The sequence below is a fragment of the Curtobacterium sp. UNCCL20 genome, from assembly GCF_900101675.1.
Taxonomy (GTDB): Bacteria; Actinomycetota; Actinomycetes; order Actinomycetales; family Microbacteriaceae; genus Curtobacterium.
Genome location: NZ_FNKG01000002.1, coordinates 641,877 through 665,019, shown reverse-complemented (window position 1 = coordinate 665,019; position 23,143 = coordinate 641,877). Strand labels below are relative to the sequence as shown.

19 protein-coding genes, 1 tRNA gene and 1 pseudogene are annotated in these 23,143 nt (G+C 70.8%); 11 read left to right on the top strand and 10 right to left on the bottom strand.

Going from position 1 to position 23,143, the window contains the following annotated elements:
* Positions 1-125: 125 nt before the first annotated feature.
* From BLT36_RS12460 to ptsP, 4 genes are all read right to left on the bottom strand, one after another.
* Complete coding sequence (locus BLT36_RS12460) at positions 126-1,283, bottom strand: mannitol-1-phosphate 5-dehydrogenase (protein WP_092095515.1); 1,158 nt, start codon at positions 1,281-1,283, stop codon at positions 126-128.
* Complete coding sequence (locus BLT36_RS12455) at positions 1,280-1,717, bottom strand: PTS mannitol transporter subunit IIA (protein WP_079236519.1); 438 nt, start codon at positions 1,715-1,717, stop codon at positions 1,280-1,282. The genes BLT36_RS12460 and BLT36_RS12455 overlap by 4 nt, the downstream gene beginning before the upstream one ends.
* Positions 1,718-1,793: 76 nt before the next feature.
* Positions 1,794-3,347, bottom strand: coding sequence for a PTS mannitol transporter subunit IIBC (locus tag BLT36_RS12450; protein ID WP_092095513.1), 1,554 nt, complete (start codon positions 3,345-3,347; stop codon positions 1,794-1,796).
* 76 nt (positions 3,348-3,423) lie between these two features.
* Positions 3,424-5,079, bottom strand: a complete 1,656-nt coding sequence (gene ptsP, locus BLT36_RS12445) for a phosphoenolpyruvate--protein phosphotransferase (RefSeq protein ID WP_092095512.1) — start codon at positions 5,077-5,079, stop codon at positions 3,424-3,426.
* A 251-nt stretch (positions 5,080-5,330) separates the two neighbouring features.
* Here ptsP and BLT36_RS12440 point away from each other — a divergent pair, with 251 nt between their 5' ends.
* The 10 genes and pseudogenes from BLT36_RS12440 to BLT36_RS12395 all read left to right on the top strand — a co-directional run bounded on the left by BLT36_RS12440 (position 5,331) and on the right by BLT36_RS12395 (position 14,872).
* Positions 5,331-6,101: a DeoR/GlpR family DNA-binding transcription regulator gene (locus BLT36_RS12440; protein ID WP_092095510.1), complete on the top strand. Its 771-nt coding sequence runs from the start codon at positions 5,331-5,333 to the stop codon at positions 6,099-6,101.
* Between the two features lie 95 nt (positions 6,102-6,196).
* Positions 6,197-6,469 (top strand): HPr family phosphocarrier protein, encoded by a 273-nt coding sequence (locus BLT36_RS12435; protein ID WP_092095508.1) that lies wholly within the window; start codon positions 6,197-6,199, stop codon positions 6,467-6,469.
* 113 nt (positions 6,470-6,582) lie between these two features.
* Positions 6,583-7,425 carry an exodeoxyribonuclease III gene (locus BLT36_RS12430; protein WP_092095507.1) on the top strand — a complete coding sequence of 281 codons (843 nt, stop codon included), beginning with the start codon at positions 6,583-6,585 and terminating at the stop codon, positions 7,423-7,425.
* Between the two features lie 37 nt (positions 7,426-7,462).
* On the top strand, positions 7,463-8,473 hold the full coding sequence (gene trpS, locus BLT36_RS12425; protein ID WP_092095505.1) for a tryptophan--tRNA ligase: 1,011 nt from the start codon (positions 7,463-7,465) through the stop codon (positions 8,471-8,473).
* A 2-nt stretch (positions 8,474-8,475) separates the two neighbouring features.
* Positions 8,476-9,054, top strand: coding sequence for a GNAT family N-acetyltransferase (locus BLT36_RS12420; protein ID WP_092095503.1), 579 nt, complete (start codon positions 8,476-8,478; stop codon positions 9,052-9,054).
* A 112-nt stretch (positions 9,055-9,166) separates the two neighbouring features.
* On the top strand, positions 9,167-10,219 hold the full coding sequence (gene ribD / locus BLT36_RS12415; protein WP_254787629.1) for a bifunctional diaminohydroxyphosphoribosylaminopyrimidine deaminase/5-amino-6-(5-phosphoribosylamino)uracil reductase RibD: 1,053 nt from the start codon (positions 9,167-9,169) through the stop codon (positions 10,217-10,219).
* Between the two features lie 35 nt (positions 10,220-10,254).
* Positions 10,255-10,875: pseudogene (gene ribA / locus BLT36_RS12410) on the top strand (GTP cyclohydrolase II); the annotation flags it as partial.
* 244 nt (positions 10,876-11,119) lie between these two features.
* Positions 11,120-12,532 (top strand): MFS transporter, encoded by a 1,413-nt coding sequence (locus tag BLT36_RS12405; protein WP_092095500.1) that lies wholly within the window; start codon positions 11,120-11,122, stop codon positions 12,530-12,532.
* A 275-nt stretch (positions 12,533-12,807) separates the two neighbouring features.
* Positions 12,808-13,008 (top strand): hypothetical protein, encoded by a 201-nt coding sequence (locus BLT36_RS12400; protein WP_214528518.1) that lies wholly within the window; start codon positions 12,808-12,810, stop codon positions 13,006-13,008.
* A 7-nt stretch (positions 13,009-13,015) separates the two neighbouring features.
* Complete coding sequence (locus BLT36_RS12395; RefSeq protein WP_092095496.1) at positions 13,016-14,872, top strand: ABC transporter ATP-binding protein; 1,857 nt, start codon at positions 13,016-13,018, stop codon at positions 14,870-14,872.
* Positions 14,873-14,882: 10 nt separating this feature from the next.
* Here BLT36_RS12395 and BLT36_RS12390 read toward each other — a convergent pair whose 3' ends face one another.
* From BLT36_RS12390 to BLT36_RS12370, 5 genes are all read right to left on the bottom strand, one after another.
* A complete protein-coding gene (locus tag BLT36_RS12390; RefSeq protein WP_092095853.1) occupies positions 14,883-16,364 on the bottom strand; it encodes an NAD-dependent succinate-semialdehyde dehydrogenase in 1,482 nt (493 codons plus the stop codon).
* Positions 16,365-16,390: 26 nt separating this feature from the next.
* Positions 16,391-17,011, bottom strand: a complete 621-nt coding sequence (locus BLT36_RS12385; protein WP_092095495.1) for an isochorismatase family protein — start codon at positions 17,009-17,011, stop codon at positions 16,391-16,393.
* Positions 17,012-17,034: 23 nt separating this feature from the next.
* A complete protein-coding gene (dacB, locus tag BLT36_RS12380; protein ID WP_092095493.1) occupies positions 17,035-18,540 on the bottom strand; it encodes a D-alanyl-D-alanine carboxypeptidase/D-alanyl-D-alanine endopeptidase in 1,506 nt (501 codons plus the stop codon).
* 11 nt (positions 18,541-18,551) lie between these two features.
* The gene (locus tag BLT36_RS12375; protein WP_092095492.1) at positions 18,552-19,586 is read right to left on the bottom strand and encodes a Gfo/Idh/MocA family protein; all 1,035 of its coding nucleotides are present in this window, start codon (positions 19,584-19,586) and stop codon (positions 18,552-18,554) included.
* Between the two features lie 161 nt (positions 19,587-19,747).
* Complete coding sequence (locus tag BLT36_RS12370; protein WP_175529628.1) at positions 19,748-21,187, bottom strand: ArnT family glycosyltransferase; 1,440 nt, start codon at positions 21,185-21,187, stop codon at positions 19,748-19,750.
* A gap of 153 nt (positions 21,188-21,340) precedes the next feature.
* On the opposite strand from BLT36_RS12370, the gene BLT36_RS12365 reads away from it, so the two are divergent.
* A complete protein-coding gene (locus BLT36_RS12365) occupies positions 21,341-22,999 on the top strand; it encodes an HAD family acid phosphatase (protein WP_092095490.1) in 1,659 nt (552 codons plus the stop codon).
* A gap of 68 nt (positions 23,000-23,067) precedes the next feature.
* Here BLT36_RS12365 and BLT36_RS12360 read toward each other — a convergent pair.
* Positions 23,068-23,143: transfer RNA gene (locus BLT36_RS12360), tRNA-Thr, on the bottom strand.

Here is a 23,143-nt window from a genome sequence, read left to right as displayed (position 1 = left end):
CCGCAGCGGCGTCCCGCGGCTGGAGCGGCGTCTCGCGGCTGGAGCGGCGTCTCGCGACAGTGCGCGGACGGACTGGAGGCGCGGTGCCAGCTGGCACCGCGCCTCCAGTCCGTCAGCTGGGAACGCTAGGCGCGGGCGGAACGCACCCGCTCCGAGAAGGCGGCGTGCAGCGGGTGCTGCTCGTCGAGACCGGTGATCTCCGTGACGACGGCCTCGTCGCTCCGGTCGGAGTGCAGGAGCGCCTGCAGTTCGACGCTCTGCTCGTCGTCCGCGACGTCGAAGCGGAGCGCGGCGCCCATCGCGTCGAGGAGCGCCGTCGGCTCCGTGCCGTCCTCGGCGAGTGCGGCGGCGGGCGAGACGAAGCGCTCGTCACGCGACAGCTTCCGGAGCGGCTGCCGACCGACCCGGGTCACGGTGTCGGGCAGGTGCGGGTTCTCGAAGCGGCCGATGATCGCCTGGACGTAGGCGCGGTGCACCTCGGGGTCGAGCTCGTGCCGGCGGACGAGCAGGTCGCTCGTCTCGGCGAGCACGGACTCGAGCTCGGAGCGGACCGCGGGGATCGCGATGGCGTCCGAGATCTTGTCGGCCCCGGCGAGGAAGCCGTGGTAGGCGACGGTGGCGTGTCCGGTGTTGACCGTGAAGAGCTTGCGCTCGATCGAGGCCGCGAGTCCGTCGACGTAGTGCGCGCCGGGGATCTCCGGCTCGGTGCCACCGAACGGGGTGCGGTCGATCGCCCACTCGAAGTAGGTCTCCACGGTGACGTCGAGGCCGCCGCCCTCGGGCTGCGCGGGCACGATGCGGTCGACCGCGGTGTTCGCGAAGACGGCCTTCGCGAGGGCCTGGTCGCGGACGTCGGCCGGGAGCGCCTCGACGATGAACTCGCGGAGACGGTCGGTCGCGTTGAGGGCGTTCTCGCACGCCATCACGGCGATCGGTGCGGCGTCGGCATCGCGGGCCACCAGCGCGCGGGCGATGACCGGCGCGATGAACTTCAGGACGTTCGGCCCGACCGCGCACGTCACGATCGAGGCGGTGGCGATCTCGGCGACGACGGCCGCCTCGTCCTGCGCGCTGTTCAGGGCGCGGAAGTTCGTGACCTCGTGGTCCCGTGCGTTCGCGCCGACCTCGTGCACGGTGTACGACTCGGCGGCGGCCAGCGCGTCGATGAGCGGCGCGGCGACGTCGGCGAAGACGACCTCGTACCCGGCTTCGTGGAGCAGGAGTCCGACGAACCCACGGCCGATGTTGCCCGCGCCGAAGTGGACGGCGGTGGGGGTGCTCACTCGTTGACCTCGCCGAGGATCGAGAGGATCGCCGCGGTGTCCGGGGCGTCGGTCAGCTTCTGGACCTCGTCCTCGTCGGAGAACACGATCGCGATCTTCGAGAGGATGTCGAGGTGCTCGTTGTTGACGCCGGCGATGCCGACGACGAAACGCACCGGGTTGCCGTCCCAGTCGATCGGGCTCGCGTAGCGGATGAACGACAGCGCCGAGGACTTGATCGCGTCCTTCGCGTCGTTCGTGCCGTGCGGGATGGCGAGGAAGTTCCCCATGTACGTCGAGACGCTCTTCTCGCGCTCGAGCATCGCCGGGTAGTAGTCCGCCGTGACCGCGCCCGCAGCCTCGAGGATCTCGGCCGCCTCCTTCATCGCCTCCGACTTCGTCGGCGCGGTGTCCTCGGTGTGGATGCGGATCTGGCTCTCCTGCAGGACGGGCATCGGTGGTTCTCCTTGTTGGTCGAGGACGTGGTGGAGGGGACGGGTTGTGGCCCGTCCCCTCCGATACTGCACTTCGTTACTGGTTCTTGAGCTGTTCGACGACCTGGTCGTACTGCGGCGCGTTCATGAAGTTGCCGACCGACACGTGCTGTGCGTTCGGGTTCTTCTGTCGTGCGCGGTCCGTCAGTTCCTCCTGGGTGATGATGAGGTCCTCGTCACCGGTGAGGTTCGCGATCGCCTTGTTGACGACCGTGACCCCCTCGATGCCGGCCTTCTTCACCTTGTTGCGGAGGACGCTGGCACCCATGGCGCTCGAGCCCATGCCGGCGTCGCACGCGAAGACCACGTTGTGGACCTTCGTCGCGGTGGCCGTCGCGGCACCGACACCGCCGAGGGCGGCCTCGGACTCCTGCTCGTTGGCCGGGCTGTTGTTGCCGAGGAGGCCGGCGGTCGCGGCGTTGACGTCGCGGCCCTTGTTCGCCTGGAGCTTGGCCATCGCAGCGGTCATGTCGCCGCCGCCGTTCGCCAGGTCACGCTTGCGGGTCGCGATGAGGAAGAACGACGCCACCGCGAACGACACCGCCGCGGACAGGATGACCGACAGGATGACGCCGAGGAAGCTGTCCTTCGCCGTCGCACCGAGGACCGCGAAGATCGATCCCGGCGAGGCCGGGGCGACGAGGCCGGAGTGGAACGCGACGTTGGTCGCGACGCCCGTGGCACCACCGAGGATGACGGCGATGAACAGGACCGGCTTCTGCAGCACGTACGGGAAGTAGATCTCGTGGATGCCGCCGAGGAACTGGATGATGATCGCGCCGGGAGCGGTCGAGCGGGCGATGCCGACACCGAAGAAGGTGAAGGCGAGGAGGATGCCGAGGCCGGGGCCGGGGTTCGCCTCGAGGAGGAACAGGATCGACTTGCCCGACTCCTGCACCTGCGCGGCACCGAGCTGGTCGAGCACACCGTGGTTGATCGCGTTGTTGAGGAAGAACACCTTGGCGGGCTCGATGATGACGCTGGCGAGCGGGAGCAGCGAGTGGTTCACCAGGAACTCCACCGCGCTGCCGAGGCCGTTCGCGATCGCCTTGAAGATCGGCGCGAGCCAGAAGAACCCGATCATCGCCAGACCGAAGGCGAGGATGCCCGCGGCGTAGTTGTTGACCAGCATCTCGAAGCCCGGGCGGATCTTGCCGTCCCAGATCTTGTCGATCTGCTTGATGAGGTACGCGCCGAGGGGGCCGCAGATCATCGCGCCGAGGATCATGACCGTGCCGTTGGCGCCGACGATGACACCCATCGCCATCACGGAACCGACGACGGCGCCGCGGGTCTCGTAGATCATCCGGCCGCCCTGGAAGGCGATCGCGAGCGGGATCAGGTAGGTGAGGATCGGGCTGACGAGGCCGAGGTTGGCGACGCCGCCGGTCTCACCGAACCCGCCGAGGATGCCCACGGGCGTCCAGCCGGTCTCGATGAAGAAGGCGGTGATGATGCCCCACGCGATGAAGATCGCGATGTTGGGCATGACCATGCCGGAGAGGAACGTGCCGAACTTCTGAACGGCGACGCGTGCGCCGCCCCGCGACTTCGCGGGGGCGTCGGGCGCTGCAACGGACGACGTTGTCATGTGCGGTGACTTTCTGTGAGGTGCTGCGGCTGTGAGGGAGGTGGTGCTGGGGTCGGGTGGTGCTGTGGGGGTCGGCTCAGGCGGCGTGTGCTGCGGCCGCGGCGGACTTCGCGGCCGCCGCCGTGCTCGCAGCGAGTGCCGCCTGGGCCATCTCGCGGGCCTGCTCGAGCGTGTGCTGGCCGAGTTCGGCGCGCACGTCGGCCAGAGCCGCGGGGGTCATGGAGAGGGTGGTGGCGCCGAGGCCGACCAGGACGACGGCGAGGAGCGGGTCCGCCGCCGCCTCACCGCAGATGCCGACCGGCTTGCCCGCTGCCTGGCCGGCGGCGCCGAGCTGGGCGACGAGGCGGAGGACGGCGGGGTGCCACGGGTCCTGGTAGGACGCGACGGTGCCGAGCATGCGGTCGGCGGCCATCGTGTACTGGGTGAGGTCGTTCGTGCCGATCGACACGAAGTCGGCGGACTGGAACACCTGCTCGGCCATGAGGGCGAGCGAGGGGACCTCGGCCATCACACCGGCGGTGCGGATGCCGAGCTCACGGGCCAGGTCGACGAAGTACTCGGTCTCCTCGGCGTCGGCGACCATCGGGGCCATCACCCAGAGGTCGGCCTCCGTCTCGGCGTCGGCCCGGGCGAGCGCGGTGAGCTGGTCGCGGAGCACCTCGGGGTGGTTCCGCAGTGCGCGGAGGCCACGACGGCCGAGCGCCGGGTTCTCCTCGTCCTTGTCGGTGAGGAACGGCAGCGGCTTGTCGGCACCGGCGTCGAGGGCCCGGACGACGACCTTCTTGCCGGGGAACGCCTGGAGCAGCTGCTTGTACGACTCCTGCTGCTCCTCGACCGTGGGCGCCTTGGGCGAGTCGAGGAAGAGGAACTCGGTGCGGAAGAGCCCCACGCCCTCCGCACCGAGGGACACGGCGCCCGCGGCGTCGGCGGGGCTGCCGAGGTTCGCGAGCAGGGGAACGGTGTGGCCGTCGGCGAGCGCGCCGGCGGTCAGCGGGGCGGCGGCCGCGGCGAGGCGGTCGGCGATGCGCTGTTCGACCTCGGCGACGAGCGCGTCGGACGGCTCGGTGACGACGGTGCCCGCGACGGCGTCGACGACGACGTGCTGGCCGTCGGTCAGGTCGTCGGCACCGGTGACGCCGACGATCGCGGTGATGCCCTTGGCCCGGGCGAGGATCGCGGTGTGCGAGGTGGGGCCGCCGTCGCGGGTGACGAGCGCGAGGACCTTGTCGAGGTCGAGGAGTGCGGTGTCGGCCGGCGCGAGGTCACGGGCGACGAGCACGAAGGGGGTGTCCGACTCGGGCACGCCGGGCGCTGCGACCCCGCGGAGCTTCGCGACGATGCGCTGGGCGACGTCGTCGAGGTCGGCCGCGCGCTCCCCCATGTAGCCGCCCATGCCGACGAGCAGGTCGCGGAACTGCGCGAACGCCTCGTACACGGCGCGCTCGGGGTTCGTGCCGCCGTCGATGCGGGCGTGCACGTCGTCGAGGAGGGTCGGGTCCTGCGCCATCAGCGCCTGGGCCTCGAGCACGGCCTGGGCGTCGCCGCCGGCGAGCTGTCCGCGCTTGTTGAGGTCGTCGGCCACGTGCGAGAGCGCGTCGTGCACCGACTGCTTGGCGTCGTCCGCCGAACCCTGCAGCGCGTCCTTCGACGGTTCGCCCAGCGGGTCCGCCATCCGGAGCACGGTGCCGTGGGCGACGCCACGGCCGACGCCGGTTCCGAGCAGTTCGGACATTCGAGACTCCTTCATCTCACACGCGCTTGCGGTGGGGTGGTTCGTTCGGTGCGCAGCGACACGGCGGGAACCCGCCCGTGCGGCCTGTTCAGCACCATACCCCGATCCACGTTGACAAACAAACACATCCGGGGATAAAAATACAGAAACAGATGCCCGTTTGCGTCTGGCGGACGATCAAGTTCGGGGCAATCCGTCGCAGACGTGCCCGAGCATGTCCGTTCCGTTCCGACCTGAGACGATGGGGTCCGATGTACGCACCAGAGCGCCACCAGCGCATCGTCGAAGAGGCACGCGCCCAGGGCCGGGTCGACGTGAAGGACCTCGCCGAGCTGCTCGCCGTCACGCCGGAGACCATCCGTCGCGACCTCACGAGCCTCGAGCGACGCGGCCTCGTCCGTCGTGCCCACGGCGGCGCGATCCCGGTCGAGCGGATCACGCTGCACCCGGGCGTCGGGGACCGCGGCGGCATCAACCAGACCGAGAAGATGGTCATCGCCGAGGCCGCCCTCGACGAACTCCCCGAGAACGGCTCGATCATGATCGACGCCGGCACCTCCACGATCTGCCTCGCCGAGATGCTCCCCACCGACCGCGGCCTCACCGTCGTCACGCACTCGCTCCCCGTCGCGATGGCGGTCGCGAACCGCGCGGGCATCGACCTGCACCTGCTCGGCGGCAACATCCGCAGCGACTCGCTCGCCGGTGTCGGCACCTGGACGCACCAGCTCATCGGCATGGTGAGCGTGGACGTCGCCTTCATCAGCATCAACGGGATCACCCCGGAGCGGGGGCTCACGACGCACAACATGGCCGAGGCCGCCGTGAAGAGCGCGATGATCAAGTCCGCCCGACGGAGCATCCTGCTCGCCGACCACACCAAGTTCGGCCGCGAGGAGTTCGGCCGCGTCGCCCCCCTCGCCGCGATCGACACGATCATCACCGACCCCGCGGTGAACGCCGATCTCGTGCGCGAGGTCGAGGCCGCCGGCACCGAGGTGTTCTGGCCCGGCCGGGCCTGACCTGCGGGTCGCTCCCCGCCGCGCCCGCTCACCGAACCCACCCACCGGGCGCTCGCTACCATGAGCGCCACCACCCATCGACTAGGAGTCCATCGATGTCCGAAGCCACCCGTACCGTCACCGTCGCCAGCGCGTCCGGCCTGCACGCACGCCCCGCCTCCCTCTTCGTCCAGACCGTGACGGCATCGGGCCACCAGGTCACGATCGCGAAGGGCGAGAAGTCCGGCAACGCGGGCAGCATCCTCGCGCTGCTCGGGCTGGGCATCGAGAACGGCGACGAGGTCACCCTGACGGTCTCGGGCGACGACGCCGAGACGACGGCTGACAGCCTGGTCGAGTTCCTCAAGACGGACCACGACGCGGCCTGACCGCGCGCGTCACGCCCTGGGCGTGACCGGATGACGGCCTGGAGGCACGGTGCACGCTGGCACCGCGCCTCCAGGCCGTCGTCGTGTCGGCACCCGCCGATAGGGTGTTCTGCATGACACGCCTGCGCCTCGCATCCGTCAACGTGAACGGCATCCGTGCCGCGTTCCGGAAGGGCATGGGCGACTGGCTCGCCACCCGCGACGTCGATGTACTCGCGCTGCAGGAAGTCCGCGCGTCGAGCGACGACCTCTCCGGACTGCTCGGCGACGAGTGGGACATCGTGCACGACCCGGCGACGGCGAAGGGCCGAGCGGGCGTCGCGATCGCGTCGAAGCACCGGGCGCACATCCACCGCGTCGAGCTCGGTCCTTCGGAGTTCGACTCCGCGGGTCGCTGGCTCGAGGCCGACTACGAGATCGACGGCACCACGGTGACGGTCGTGTCGACGTACGTGCACTCGGGCGAGGTCGACACCCCCAAGCAGGACGAGAAGTGGAAGTTCCTCGACGCCATGACCGAGCGGCTGCCCGCCCTGCGCGAGCACAACCCGCTCGCGGTCGTCGTCGGCGACCTCAACGTCGGGCACGACCAGCGGGACATCAAGAACTGGAAGGGCAACGTCAAGCGGGCGGGCTTCCTGCCGCGTGAGCGTGCCTACTTCTCGCGGTTCTTCGGCGCCGACGGCGAGCAGGTCGAGGGCGCCGACGGCTCCACCGGACCGGGTCTCGGCTGGGTGGACGTGGGTCGCGCGCAGGCCGGCGACGTCGAGGGGCCGTACACGTGGTGGTCGTGGCGCGGCCAGGCCTTCGACAACGACACCGGCTGGCGCATCGACTACCAGATGGCGACCCCGGACCTCGCCGCCAAGGTCACGACGTACACGGTCGACCGGGCTGCGGCCTACGACCAGCGATGGTCCGACCACGCCCCCGTGGTCGTCGACTACGAACTCTGACCTCCCCACTCTCCAGCAGCAACAGGACACCAGCACCATGACGAAGACGCGCATCTTCTCGGGCATCCAGCCGTCGGCCGGGTCCCTCCACCTCGGCAACTACATCGGCGCGCTCATGCAGTGGCGTGACCTGCTCGACGACTACGACGCGATCTACTGCGTCGTCGACATGCACGCGATCACCTCGCCGCAGGACCCGGCCGAGCTCCGAGCGAACACCCGGGCGACCGCCGCGCAGTACATCGCGTCGGGTATCGACCCGACGAAGGCGACGCTGTTCGTGCAGTCGCACGTGCCGGCGCACGCCGAGCTCGCGTGGGTGCTCAACACCCTCACCGGTTTCGGTGAGGCGAGCCGGATGACCCAGTTCAAGGACAAGTCCGCGCGTCAGGGTGCCGAGGCGGCGTCGGTCGGGCTCTTCACGTACCCGATCCTGATGGCCTCGGACATCCTGCTCTACGACACGAAGGTCGTGCCGGTCGGCGACGACCAGCGGCAGCACGTCGAGCTCACCCGCGACCTCGCCGGCCGCTTCAACTCCCGCTTCGGCGAGACGTTCGTCGTGCCCGAGGCCCGGATCCTGACGGACACCGCCCGGATCTACGACCTGCAGGACCCGACGAGCAAGATGAGCAAGTCTGCGGCGTCGGACAACGGACTCATCCGGCTGCTCGACGACCCGAAGCGCACCGCCAAGAAGATCCGGTCCGCGGTCACCGACACCGAGCGCGAGATCCGGGCCGACCGGCAGGAGAAGCCGGGCGTGACGAACCTGCTGTCCATCCTGTCGGCGTTCACGGGGACGCCGATCGCCGCGCTCGAGGCATCGTTCGCGGGCAAGGGCTACGGCGACCTGAAGGGTGAGGTCGCCGACGCGGTCGTGGCCGAGCTCGAGCCGGTCCGCGCCCGCACGCTGGAGCTCCTCGACGACCCGGCAGAACTCGACCGGCTGCTCGCGGTCGGTGCCGAGCGCGCCGAGTCGATCGCCGAGGAGACCCTGGCACGGGTGTACGACCGCATCGGCTTCGTCCCGCGCCGCCGCGCCTGACCATGATCCCCTTCGCGCTGTCGTCCTCCCGGGTGCACCTCGACGTGCCGACCCGGGCGGACGCCGCCGCCATCGCCGAGGCCTGCCAGGACCCGGACATCGCGCGCTGGACGACGATCCCGACGCCGTACACGACGCGCGACGCCACGACCTTCGTCGACGCGCTCGTCGGCCCCGGGTGGGCGTCCGACAGGGAGTACGCCTGGGCGATCCGCCGGGCGGGCTCGACGTGGCTCGAGGGGGTCATCGGGTACCGGACCGCCCATCGTGACCTCGGGTTCTGGCTCGCGCCGTCCGCTCGGGGAGCCGGGCTCATGCACGACGCGGTGCGCCTGGTCGTCGACTGGGCGTTCGAGCAGGGCGCTCCGGACGTGTACTGGGAGTGCTACGCCGGCAACACCGCCTCGGCGGGCGTCGCACGCGCGGCGGGCTTCTCGTACACGGGCACGGGCGAAGCCCTCATCCCCGGTCGTGACGGTGGGCCCACCCCGGCGTGGAAGGGCCTGCGCCGTGCCGACGGGTCGCCGGCGTCCGACCTGGCCTGGCCGGCGGAGACCTTCCCCGCGGCCGGGCGCGTGTGACACCGGGGGACACCGTGTTGACGTGTCACCCGAGCAGCGCCGGTAGTCTCGTTCCGTGACCACCACCCCGGCTCCGTCGGCCCCTGCGGCCTCCCCCGCAGAGGTCCGGGCGATGCGTCGTGGGCTCGAACTCGCGGCACTCGGCCCGGTCGTGGGTGACCACGCCCGGGTCGGCGCAGTGATCCTCTCCCCCGCCGGCGACGTCCTCGCCGAGGGGTGGCACCGGGGCGCCGGCACCCCGCACGCCGAGGTCGACGCGATGGCGAAGGTCGACCCGGCACACCTCCGCGGCGCGACGGCCGTGGTCACCCTCGAACCCTGCAACCACACCGGCCGGACCGGTCCGTGCGCCGTCGCCCTCATCGAGGCCGGGGTCGGCCGTGTGGTGTACGCGATCGACGACCCCGGCGCGAACGTCCACGGCGGCGGCGACCGGCTGCGTGCCGCCGGCGTCGACGTGGTGTCGGGCGTGCTCGCCGACGAGGCCGAGGCGTTCCTCGAGCGATGGCTCCTCTCCGTCCGCCTCGGCCGACCGTGGGTGACCGTGAAGTGGGCGTCGAGCCTCGACGGACGCGCCGCCGCGGCCGACGGGACGAGCCAGTGGATCACCGGTGCCGCCGCACGCCAGCACGTGCACGAGCAGCGGGCCGCCCACGACGCGATCATCGTCGGGACGGGCACGGTCCTCGCCGACGACCCGAGCCTCACCGCGCGGGGCGACGCGGGCGAACTCCTCGCCGACCAGCCGCTCCCGGTGGTGCTCGGCGACCGCCCCGTCCCCGACGGCGCCGCGCTCCGACGGCACCCCCGCGGGCTCCTGAGCCTGCCCGGCCATGACCTCGCCGCCTCGCTCGGTGCGCTCCGTGAGCACGGCGTGCACTCCGTGTTCGTGGAGGGCGGACCCACCGTCGCATCGGCCCTGATAGCCGCCGGCCTCGTCGACGAGTACCTGGTGTACCTCGCCCCGGTGCTGCTCGGCGGACCCCGCGTCGCCCTCGATGACGTCGGTGTGGGAAGCATCGGCGAACGTCGGAGGTTGGACGTACTATCGACCACCAGCCTCGGCCCCGACCTGCTGGTCCGAGCACGACCGCACCGCGCCCCACGGCCGGCGGCGGACGCGCTCGGGAACGCGGGGCCCCAGAACGACCGGAGCACCTCATGACCGATGCACTCACTTCTCCCACCCCCGGGAGCCCGGTCCAGTTCGAGGTGTCCACGAACGTCCCCACCACGCACGGCACGTTCGAGATGCGTGCCTACCGTGACCTCGTGACGAGCGCGGAGCACGTGGCGATCATCGGCACCGGCCCGGACGGCGCCGCACCCCGCGACGGCGCACTCGTCCGCGTGCACTCCGAATGCCTGACCGGCGAGGCCTTCGGGTCGTTGAAGTGCGAGTGCGGCCCCCAGCTCGACGCGGCGCTCGACACCATCGCCGCCGAGGGTGGGGTCGTCGTGTACCTCCGCGGACAAGAGGGCCGCGGCATCGGCCTCATCAACAAGCTCAAGGCATACCGCCTGCAAGAGGACGGTCTCGACACCCTCGACGCGAACCTCGCGCTCGGGCTGCCTGCCGACTCACGCGCCTACGGCGGCGCCGCCGGCATCCTCGCCGACCTCGGTCTCACGAGCGTCCGACTGCTCTCGAACAACCCCGAGAAGCGCCGCCAGCTCGAAGAGCACGGCATCACCGTCGAGAGCCTCGTGCCGCTGGTCGTCGGGATCTCGGCGCAGAACGCCGGGTACCTCGACACCAAGCGCGACCGGATGGGGCACCAGCTGCCGGCGCACCTCGAAGCGGGCTCCGCCCTGGGCTGACCCGGCGGCGCGCGAGCGGGAGTCGTCCACGCGGCGGCTTCTGGGCGGATTCGCAGGTGCACGACATCTGTCGTACGATGCTGTCCTCCGTCACAAGCGGTCCTCCCCCGTACCGAACGCACCCGGTCACCAGCCACGCCACCCCGCGTGCACCGCGCACCACCCTGCGCGACCCGACCGGTGTCCGCCGTCCGGAACACCGCTGCGCTCCTCGTGAGCGTCCCCCACGGAGTCTCCTCACCCCATGTCCGCCGCACCGGCACCAGCAACCCCGAAGACCGCAAGCAACCCGCGCTCCCGCGTCGTGATCGCCAGCCTCGTCGGCACCTCCATCGAGTTCTACGACTTCTACGTCTACGCGACGGCCGCGGTCCTCGTCTTCCCGACGCTGTTCTTCCCGAACGAGGACCCGACGGCGTCGCAGCTGTCCTCGTTCGTCACCTTCGCCCTCGCGTTCTTCGCGCGGCCCGTCGGGTCGATCATCTTCGGCCACTTCGGTGACCGCGTCGGCCGCAAGGCCACCCTCGTCGCGTCGCTGCTCGTGATGGGCACCGCCACGTTCCTCATCGGCTGCCTGCCGACGTTCGACTCGATCGGCATCTGGGCACCCGTCCTCCTCGCCGTGATGCGTTTCGCCCAGGGCGTCGGCCTCGGCGGCGAGTGGTCCGGCGCGGCCCTCCTCGCGACCGAGAACGCCCCGAAGGGCAAGCGTGGCGTGTTCGGGTCGATGCCGCAGCTCGGCGCCCCGATCGGCTTCCTGCTCGCCAACGGCCTGTTCATCGCGATCAACGCCGCGATGCCCGCCGGTGCCGACGGCAGCGCGAACCCCGAGTTCCAGGCGTGGGGCTGGCGGATCCCGTTCCTGCTCTCCGCGGTGCTCGTGATCGTGGGCCTCTACGTGCGCTTCAAGCTCGTCGAGTCGACGGTGTTCCGTGGCGTGCAGGAGTCCGGCACGGTCGCGAAGGTCCCGCTCGGCCGGGTGTTCCGCACCTCGTGGAAGGCCGTCATCGTCGGCACCTTCGGCATGGTCGCCACGTACGTGCTCTTCTACTTCATGACGACGTTCACGCTGTCCTACGGCACCACGGGCGCCGAGGTCGGTCCGCTCGTCCCGAAGCCGGGCCTCGGCTACTCGCGCGGCGAGTTCCTCACGCTGCTCATGATCGGCGTCGTCTTCTTCGGCATCTTCACGCCCATCGCCGGCGTGCTCGCCGACAAGTTCGGCCGCCGTCGCACCCTCATCCCCACCACCATCGGCATCGCGCTGTTCGGGCTGACGTTCCAGTTCTGGTTCGCGGCGTCGACCGGGCCGATCACGGTGGTGACGTTCCTCATCGTGGGGCTGTCGCTGATGGGTCTCACGTTCGGTCCGATGGGTGCGCTGCTGCCGGAGCTCTTCCCGACGAACGTCCGCTACACCGGCTCGGCGATCGCGTACAACGTCGCCTCGATCCTCGGAGCCTCGCTCGCGCCGACGATCGCGCTGGCCCTCTGGAAGCCGGACGGGAACATCTTCCTCGTCGGCCTCTACCTCACCGGTGCAGCGGTGGTCACGCTCGTCGCGCTCCTCTTCGTGCGTGAGACGAAGAGCGCCGCCCTCGACGAGGCGGACCGCTCCGGCGCCCCCGACGCGGCCCCGGCGGACGTCCGCGCGTAACGCAGGCAGTCGACGGACGGGAGGCGCGGTGCCAGCTGGCACCGCGCCTCCCGTCCGTCATGCGTCACCCGCCGCACGTTCCTGCCCATCGCACGCGACCTGGGTTGCCGTTTCGCGCGTAGGGGGCCGGAAGATCCGACCTCCTACGCGCGATTCGTCATCCGGTGCGCGATTCGTCATCCCACGCGCGGATCGGCCCCGACCCACCTGTCCGTCAACTCAGGTTGACACGCACACGGTGTCAATGTAGGTTGACACCCGTGGACCGACCGACCATCACGAGCCTCGCGGCGGGGGCATCCGGGGACGACCCGTTCTCCGCCCTCGCCAGCGTGCGCGAGCTCCGCCGTGAGCTCGACCGGACCGAAGAACTCGCTGCCCGCCGCGCCCGGAACGCCGGTGCCTCGTGGCAGGAGATCGCGACGCTCCTCGGCGTCAGTCGCCAGGCAGTGCACAAGAAGTACGGCAGAAACTAGGAACACGATGAGCTCCCCCTTCGCACGACCCAAGAAGACCGACGGCCCCCGGGCCAGCTTCGGCCGACTGCTCAGCTACCTGTTCGAGAACAAGCCGGCGATGGTGGTCATCATCGTCCTGAGCGTCCTCGGCGCCGGCGCCTCGCTCGCCCAGCCGCTGCTCGTGAACCAGGTGGTCACGGCGGTGCAGCAGGGCAACACCCTGAGCATGCTCGTGTGGCTGCTGGTTGCCCTCGTGCTCGTGTCGGGCGTCCTGAACGGCGTCCAGCACTTCCTGCTCCAGCGCGCGGGTGAGGGCGTCGTGCTCTCGACCCGCCGCAAGCTCATCGCGCGCATCCTCAACCTGCCGATCTCCGAGTTCGACACCCGCCGTACCGGCGACCTGGTGTCCCGCGTCGGCAGCGACACGACGCTCCTCCGCGCGGTCCTCACGCAGGGGCTCATCGAGTCGATCGGTGGCGCGCTCACCTTCATCGGCGCGGTCGTCGCGATGGCGATCATCGACCCGCTGCTGCTCGGCATCACCGTCGTCATCGTGCTCATCGCGATCGTCGTCGTCGGCGGCCTCAGCCGGCGCATCCGCATCGCGTCGAAGCGCGCGCAGGAGAAGGTCGGCGACCTGACGGCCGCGGTCGAGCGCGGCATCGGCGCCGTCCGGACGATCCGCGCCGCCGGAGCCACCGACCGCGAGGTGCGCGAGGTCGACACGCACGCGACCGAGGCCTACCAGCGCGGCCTCGACATCGCGAAGATGTCGGCGTTCGTCGTGCCGGTCGCGAGCATCGTCATGCAGGTGGCGTTCATCGCGGTCCTCGGGGTCGGCGGTGCCCAGGTCGCCGCCGGCACCATCACCATCGCCACCCTCATCACGTTCATCCTGCTGCTGTTCATGATGATCATGCCGCTCGGCCAGGCGATGGGCGCCGCCGTCGCGGTCGCGCAGGCGCTCGGCGCGCTCGGCCGGATCGAGGAGATCCTGCACCTCCCGACCGAGGCGCAGGACGACGGCGCGGTGCGCACCGCCCCCGCCGTCGAGACGGACGACGCCATCACGTTCGAGCACGTGTCGTTCCGGTACCGCGGCTCCGCGGACGCGTCCGGTCCCGACGGCGCGGTCGCGTCGTCGGCGTCGTCGGACCAGCCTGGAGGCGCGGGTCGCCCCGCCGACACCGCTGACGACGAGCAGGCGGTGCTGCACGACGTGTCCTTCCGGGTACCGCGCGGCTCGCGCGTCGCCCTCGTGGGGCCGTCCGGCGCGGGCAAGTCCACGACGCTGGCCCTCATCGAACGGTTCTACGACCCGACCGACGGCGTGATCCGTCTCGGTGGCGTCGACGTCCGCGGACTCGACCGCCAGGAGCTCCGCGCCCAGATCGGGTACGTCGAACAGGACGCCCCGGTGCTGGCCGGCACGATCCGCGCGAACCTGCTGCTCGGGTCCCCCGACGCGACCGAGGACGACTGCGTGCGCGTGCTCGAGGCGGTCAACCTCGGCGAGGTCCTGCACCGTGACCCGCGGGGGCTCGACGCGCAGGTCGGCGAGGACGGCGTGATGCTGTCCGGTGGTGAGCGTCAGCGCCTGGCGATCGCCCGTGCCCTGCTCGCCGCTCCCCCGATCCTGCTGCTCGACGAGTCCACGTCGTCGCTCGACGGGGTGAACGAGCAGAAGATGCGGCTCGCGATCGACGCCGTCGCCGAGGACCGGACGCTGCTCGTCATCGCGCACCGGCTGTCGACGGTCGTCGATTCCGACGTGATCGTCGTGCTCGAGCACGGACGGGTGGTCGGGGTCGGCACGCACTCGGAGCTCGTCGAGTCGACGCCGCTGTACCGCGACCTCGCGAAGCACCAGCTGCTGGTCTGAGCGCCGGCCCCTACGCGGCGAAGGGGTCGGGGGTCAGGACGTAGACGGTCTCGAGGTACTCCTCGATGCCCTCGTGCGACCCTTCGCGGCCGAGGCCGGAGGACTTCACGCCGCCGAACGGGAACGCCGCGTTCGAGACGACCCCGGTGTTGAGCCCGAGCATCCCCGTCTCGAGGCGCTCGGCGAGCCGCTGGCCTCGGGCGAAGTCGGTCGTGAACGCGTACGCGATGAGGCCGAACTCGGTGTCGTTCGCCAGCCGGATGCCCTCCTCCTCGGTGGCGAACCGCGTGATCGAGACGACCGGCCCGAAGATCTCGGTGGTGAGGATGTCCGACCCGGGCTGCACGTCGTCGAGGACGGTGGCCTGGTAGTAGGTCCCCGGACGCTCCACGCGCGCGCCACCGGTCACGAGCCGCGCGCCACGCGAGACGGCGTCGTCGACGAGCCGGGCGGCCTTGTCCACCGCACGGTCGTCGATGAGCGGGCCGAGGGTCGTGCCGTCCTCGCTCCCCCGGCCGATGCGCAGCGCGTCGACCTTCGCGGTGAGCGCTGCGGTGAAGGCGTCCGCGATGCCCTCCTGCACGAAGAAGCGGTTCGCGGCGGTGCACGCCTCGCCCGTGTTGCGGAACTTCGCGAGCATCGCCGCCGACACCGCGGCGTCGAGGTCGGCGTCGTCGAACACCAGGAGCGGCGCGTTCCCGCCGAGTTCCATGCTCGTCGTGAGGACGTTGTCCGCCGCCTGCTTCAGGAGCGCGGAACCGACGGGGGTCGACCCCGTGAAGGTCAGCTTCCGGAGCCGGCGGTCCGCGATGATCGGCTCGGACAGCCCCTTCGCGTCGAGCGACGGCACCACGTTGAGGACGCCGTCGGGCAACCCGGCGCGGCGGAACAGCTCGACGAGGTACAGGGTCGTCAGGGGGGTGAGCTCGGCGGGCTTCACCACGACGGTGCACCCGGCGGCGAGCGCGGGCCCGATCTTCCGGGTGGCCATCGCGAGCGGGAAGTTCCACGGCGTGATCGCGTAGACCGGCCCGACCGGACGCTTCAGGACGATGGCACGGCCGGTGCCCTCGGGGTTCGTGCGGTAGTCGCCGGTGATCCGCACCGCCTCTTCCGAGAACCAGCGGAGGAACTCCCCACCGTAGGTGACCTCGCCCCGGGCCTCGGCCAACGGCTTCCCCATCTCGAGCGTCATGAGCGCCGCTAGGTCGTCCGCGTGCTCGTGCACGAGGTCGAACGCACGACGCAGGAGGTCGGAGCGCGTCCGCGGTGCCGTCGCGGCCCACGCGTCCTGCGCGGCGACGGCGGCGTCGAGGGCGGCCACGCCGTCCTCGGGGGTGGCGTCGGCGACCTCGGCGAGCACGGCACCGGTGGAGGGGTCGTGGACGGCGAACGTCGCACCGCTCGATGCCGCACGCCACGCGCCGCCGATGAAGAGCCCGGTCGGGACCCCGGCGACGGAGACGTTCTCGTCGGCGACGGTCGTCGTCAGCCCGGTGGTGGTCGTGGTGGTGTCGGTCACAGTACTGCTCCTCCGGGGTTCGCGAGCCCCTCGTCCATGTCGCTGCTGCTGATGTGCCCACCGGCCTCACGGACCTCCGCGAGGGCGAGGGCGCTGCGTTCCGCGTCGACGCCGGCGACCAGGTCGTCGATCACCTCGACCGCGTACCCGGCGGCGAGCGCGTCGAGCGCCGATGCGCGGACGCAGTGGTCCGTGGCCATGCCGATCACCTCGACCTCGGTGACGTGGTGGGCACCGAGCACCTCGTGCAGGGGCAGGCCGTCGTCCGTCGTGGCCTGGAACGCCGAGTAGTCCGGCTTCCCCTGGCCCTTGAAGACCTGGACGTCGACGGTGCGGGTGTCGAAGTCCGGGTGGAAGTCGGCGCCCGGGGTGCCGGCGACGCAGTGCACCGGCCAGCTCGTCACGAAGTCGGGCCCCTCGACGCCCGCGAAGTGCCCACCGTTGTCGTCGTCGCCGTGGTGCCAGTCGCGGGAGGCGACGATGAGGTCGTACTCCTCGGCGTGCCGGCCGAGGAAGGCGGTGATGCGCTTCGCGAGCGCCTCCCCTCCGGAGACGGCGAGCGCGCCGCCCTCGGTGAAGTCGTTCTGGACGTCGACGACGAGCAGTGCCCTGGCCATGGGGCCATCCAACACCCTGGGGCTCAGGAGCCGGTGAGCTTGCTCCCGCACGAGTAGGTGGCGGCCGTGACGGCGTCGAGGGCCGGCAGCGCCGCGGCCCGGGAGGACCCGATGGCGTAGAACGCGAACGTCAGGCGGGATCCGTCCGCGGCATCGATGTAGCCGCCGAGGGTGTTCGCACTGTCGATCCAGCCGGTCTTCGCGTGCACCTTGCCGCGGGCGACGGCGTTCGCCCCGGTGAACCGGCTGGCGAGCGTGCCGGACTGCCCGGACACCGGCAGGGCGTTCGCGAGCGTGCCGAGGCCCTTCGCGCCCGCCTGCACCTGCACCATGAGGTGGGCGACGAAGTTCGGGGACACCGCGTTGGCGGCGCTCTCGCCCGAGCCGTCCTTGATGACGATGCCGGCCGGGTCGACGCCGTACGACTTGAGCGCGGCCTGGTAGACGGAGGTCAGCGACACGGCCGATCCGTTCGACCCGGACTCCTTCGACGAGATCCGGGCGAGCATCTCGGCGAGGGTGTTGTCCGAGTTCGGGATCATCTGCCCGATCAGGGTGGACACCGGCTGGGACGACACCGTGGCGATCGTGTCCGAACTCGTCGTCGCACGCTTCACGAGTTGCGCGTTCGCCGCCCCCGCGACGCCGGCGTTCGCGAGTGCGGTGCGGAAGAGGGAACCGGCGCGGCCGACCGGGTCGGTGGAGCGCGGCGAGGTCGCGGCGCCCGGGTTCGCCCGGTCGCCGTCGACCATCAGCGCGGTGACGTTCGGCTGGTACCCGATCGTCCGTTCGCTGACCGGCCACGTCGGGTCCCAGGCGTCGGCGTCGTTCCAGTAGGTGTCGTCGGTGACGATCGTGGTGACCGGCGTGTTGCCGAGCTTCGCCTTCACCTGCTGGGCGAGCTGCCCCAACGTGGGCGCGCCGGGGTACACCGTCGCCCCACCGGCCGAGAGGGTGGCGTCACCGTGGCCGACGAGGGCGATGGTTCCGCCGGACTCCTTCGTCACCGTGGTCGGGATCCGGTGGTCGCCACCGAGGACGGCCAGGGCGGTCGCCGTCGTGAGGGTCTTCATGACGCTGCCGGTCTGCGCGGCCTTGTCCCCGTTGCGGGAGAACAGGACCTCGCCGGTCTTCGCGTTCATGACGTAGCCCTCGAACGCGCCGAGGCCGCTGGCGGACGCGGCGCTCGAGATCGTGCAGGTGCGGAGCGCCGTCGGACCGGGGACGTCCTTCGGCACGGCACGACCGGCCGGCGTCGGCGTGCTGGCGGGTGCCGTCGCGGTCGCGCTCGTCGACTGCGACGGCGTCGACGAGGTGCTGGCGTCGGCGACCGGGCTCGCGGAGGAGCGCGGCGCAGGCATCGTCGCCGCAGCGACGGCAACCGCGCCGCCGGAACCGAGCACGAGCACCGCAGCGAGGCCGCCGGCGATCCACGGGACCGGGCGACGGGCGGCGGACGCACGGACGGAGGCGAGCGCGTCGCGGAGGCGGTCCGCGACGGAGCGCGGTGCAGGCTGCTGGTCGGACATCGCGATCGATCCTACGGAACTGCGGGAGGAGCCTCCAGGCCGTCGGCGAGATCCGTGGACCCGGATCGGGCGTCAGCCGGGTAGCGGACGCCCACCTGGCGGCGGGCTTCGTCCATCAGCGCCATGACGGCGATGGTCTCCTCCGGGTCCATCGGGCCGCCCTCGTGGTTGCCGGACGTGACCATCGACTCGAACGCGCGGACCTCGTGTGCGTACCCGGTGAGCTCCTCACGGCCGTCGAACTCCTCGACGACCGCTCCGTCGCGGTCGCGGAGCCGCCAGGTCGTCGGCGTGTACCAGGTCGCGTCGAGGTCGATGCGACCGTCCTCGCCGATCACCGACGCGGTGTTCGGACTCCGCAGGTCGAGACCGAAGTGGATCATCGACTGCGTGCCGCCCTCGTGGGTGAGGACCAGTCCCATCTGGGTGTCCACGCCCTGCTCGCTCAGCGTGCCGGCGGCCACCACCGAGGTGGGGACGCCGAGCACGTCGACGGCGAACGAGATCGGGTAGACACCGAGGTCGAGCATCGCCCCGCCGCCGAGCGCCGGGTCGTTGAGGCGGTGGTGCGGATCCGTCGGGAGGGCCTGGTGGTGGGTGGCCTCGACGACGCGGACGCGCCCGATGCGGCCCTCGGCGACGAGCTCGCGCACCATCGACATCTGCGGGAGGAAGCGCGTCCACATCGCCTCCATCACCGCGACGTCGGCGCGCCGGGCGGCGTCCACCACGCGGCGCGCCTCGTCCGCGGTGATCGTGAAGGCCTTCTCGACGAGCACGTGCTTGCCGGCGTCGATCGCGAGGAGGGCGTCCTCGGCGTGTCGGGAGTGCGGCGTCGCGATGTACACCGCGTCGACATCGTCGTCGGCGACCAGTTCCTCGTAGGAACCGTACGAGCGCGGGATGCCGAACTCGGCCGCGAACGCGGCGGCGCGGTCGGGCGTGCGGCTGCCGACCGCGACGAAGTCGACCCCCGCGGCGGCGCAGTCGCCCACGAAGGAGCGTGCGATGCCGCCCGTGCCGATGACTCCCCAGCGAACCGTCATGCGTCCTGTCTACCAGGGGGCTCGGATCGGGGCGGGCGGCGCCGCGACACCACGGTCGTGGTCGTGGTCGTCGTCGCGGTCGCGGTCGTCGTCGCAGTCGCGGTCGGCGTCGCAGTCGCGGTCGGCGTCGCAGTCGCGGTCGTCGTCGCAGTCGTCGCCGTTCAGTGCACCACGGTGAGGCCGGCGCCCTGGTCGGCGATGGTCCCCGGCTCCTTCGGCGTGTACACGACGAGACCGTCGACGTCCCGCCGGACCAGCTCGTCGGCGTCGTTCCTGATGAGCGCGTTCACCGTGCCGGCGGCCGGGAACCGGGGATCCCCGCCCACCACGACCGCGGTGAACGGCCCCTTGCGGACGTCCATCGTGCCGCGGTCGGCGAAGTACGGGCGGTACACGGTCGGCGTCGCGGAGACGAACAGCACGGTGCCGCCGTCCACACCCCGGCTGCGGAGGTACCCGTCCACCAGGGCGATCCCCGTTGGCTCGGCAGTCGCGATGGCGCGGGACAGACCGACCGCGGGCACCGCCGAGACGAGCACGAGGAGCGCGGCGACCGCCGAGGTCCAGGTGCGCGGTGGCAGGCTGCCGAGCCGCGCGTACCCGATCGCCGTGAGGACGAGCAGCACCGGCATCCACGCCTCGTAGTAGTGCGGGAGCGCGATCTTCGCCACGACGACGTAGAAGACGACCATGCACCCGAGCGCCGTGGCGAGGTACGCGACCAGCACATCCGGACGGACCACAAGCGCGGCGATGAGCCCGACGACGATGACGACCGTCATCACGACGCCGACGCCCCGCTCGAAGAACAGCGGGTTCGCCCACCACGGCGCGAAGGTGTACACGTGCCCGTCGATGGTGATGGGGTGCCCGTTGGTGTTCTGCCCGTTCTGGAACGTGACCATGTACTCGATCGCGGAGCGGATGCCCATCGGCAGGTACACCACCACGAACACGACCCCGAAGGCCAGGGCCCAGAGCAGCCCGCCGATGAGCAGCTTCCGCCAGGCACGGTGGAACACCGGCAGCAGCAGGAACGCGGGCAGGAGCACGACCGTCGAGACCTTCGACGTGACGGACAGCGCCATGAGTGCGCCGGAGACCGGAGCGAGCCACCAGCGGTCCGTCCGCACCCAGGCCCACGCAGCGGCCAGGGCGAACAGCGCGAAGACCGCCATCACCGGGTCGAGCAGGGCGATCCGGTCGACCCGCGTGCCGACACCACCACGCGGCGTCAGCAGCCAGAGCCCCGCGGCCGTGAGACCGGCCCAGAAGCCGATGTGCCGCCGGAGCCACAGGAAGGCGACCACCGCGACGGCGAACACCAGGACCGCGACGACGAGCCGCGGGCCCAGGGCACCCTGCCCGAACACGAGCTGTGCCAGGCCGAAGAGGTACTTCGCGAACGGCGGGTGCTCACGGTTGTCGGCGAAGTCGCCGTGGACGTAGTCCCACCCGGCGCTGATGTAGATCGACTCGTCGCCCGCGATGTTCGACCCGAGCAGGTTCCAGAAGCACTGGTACAGGCCCCAGACGGCCACGACGAGGAAGGCGGCGATCCGGATCCCCGGGCGGTCGAGGGCCGAAGCGGAGGAGCGCACCCCGAGATCGTATCCATGACGACTGCGATGCAAGTGCTGTCCGTCTGCAGCACACTGCTGTGGACTCCACGGGTGATTGCCAGCTAGCGTGCTCTCACCCCCCTTCCGGGGGTGCACACTCCCCCCTCCCGACCGAAGGTGATCAGGTCCTCCATGCGCCGTTCCGTCCTGTCCGTCGTCGCCACCAGCGCGGCGATCGTCCTCTCGTCCACGGTGTTCGGCGGCGGTGTCGCCTCCGCCCACGGATGGGGCTCACCGGGACACTCGCCCGACACCGGCCTGACACCACGGACGCACTTCACGATGGCCGCGGACGGATCCTCCGGCGCCACCCAGGGCGGCGAGGGCATCCCGAACATCGACTCCGTCAAGAAGACCATCGCCACCTACTACGGGGACCCCGGCACCGGGCTGGCGAACCGCACGGACTCCCCCTACATCCGCGAGATGCGGTCCATCGTCGCGCGGCAGAGCGCCGGCCTCCAGCGCATCCACGACGCCGCCGTCCGGCACGGCGAGAAGCCCGCGATCGTGCTCGACGCCGACGACACCACGCTCTGGACGTACGACATGGAGGTCGCGGACATGCACTTCGTCTTCGACCCCGCCCGCCAGGACGAGTGGGTCCAGGACGAGCGGTTCCCCGCCGTCCCCTCGATGGTCGGCTTCGTGAACCGCGCGTCCGCGATGGGCTTCACCGTCTTCGGGCTCACCGGCCGGAACGACGACCAGAAGGCCGCGACCGTGCAGAACCTGACCAAGGTCGGGTACACCGCGTTCACCCAGGACCGGTTCTTCACGAAGTGGACCGGTGTCGGCGCGTCGCAGAAGCCCGCGTACATCAGCTGCGCCGCTGCCAGCTGCACCACCGTCGAGTACAAGGCCCTCACGCGGAAGCACATCGAGCAGGACCTCGGGTACGACATCACGCTCAACATCGGCGACCAGTGGAGCGACCTGCAGGGCGGGTACGCCGACCGCTCGGTGAAGCTCCCCAACCCGACCTACTACCTCCCCTCCGCAGACCTGCCCGGCGTCTCCGAACCCCGGCTGTCCCCGCGGACGCAGTTCACGATGGCCGCCGACGGCTCCTCCGGTGCCACGCAGTCCGGTGAGGGCATCCCGAACATCGACTCCGTCAAGAAGACCATCGCCACCTACTACGGCGACCCCGGCACCGGCCTCGCGAACCGCACCGACTCCCCCTACATCCGCGAGATGCGGTCCATCGTGGCCCGCCAGGCACCGGTCGTCGCCGCGCAGTGCAGCATCGGCCGCCACCAGCACCGCAACCCCGCGATCGTCCTCGACGCCGACGACACCACCCTCTGGACCTACGACATGGAGGTCGCCGCGATGCACTTCGTGTTCGACCCCGCGCTGCAGGACGAGTGGGTGCAGGACGAACGCTTCCCCGCCACCCCGTCGATGACCTCGCTCGCCGCCATCGCGTCCCGCTCCGGCTGCACCGTCATCGGCCTGACCGGCCGGAACGACGACCAGAAGGCCGTCACGATCGAGAACCTGCAGCGAGTCGGGTACCCGCAGATCTCCGCGGAACAGCACGGGACGCAGACGTACTACACGAAGTGGACCGGCGTCGGCACCTCACAGCAGCCGTCCTACATCACCTGCGCCACCGCGAAGTGCACCACGGTCGAGTACAAGTCACAGACCCGCGCACACATCGAGTCGCGCTCCGGCGGCCGGTACGACATCGTCGCCAACTTCGGCGACCAGTACAGCGACCTGCTCGGCGGATCGGCTGACCGCAGCGTGAAGCTGCCGAACCCGACGTACTACCTGCCCTGAGTCGACGCTGAGGAATGCGAAAACCCCGGCCGTGCAGTTCGCTGGAACTGCACGGCCGGGGTTCTTCGTGGAGCCGCCTGTCGGAATCGAACCGACGACCTATTCATTACGAGTGAATCGCTCTACCGACTGAGCTAAGGCGGC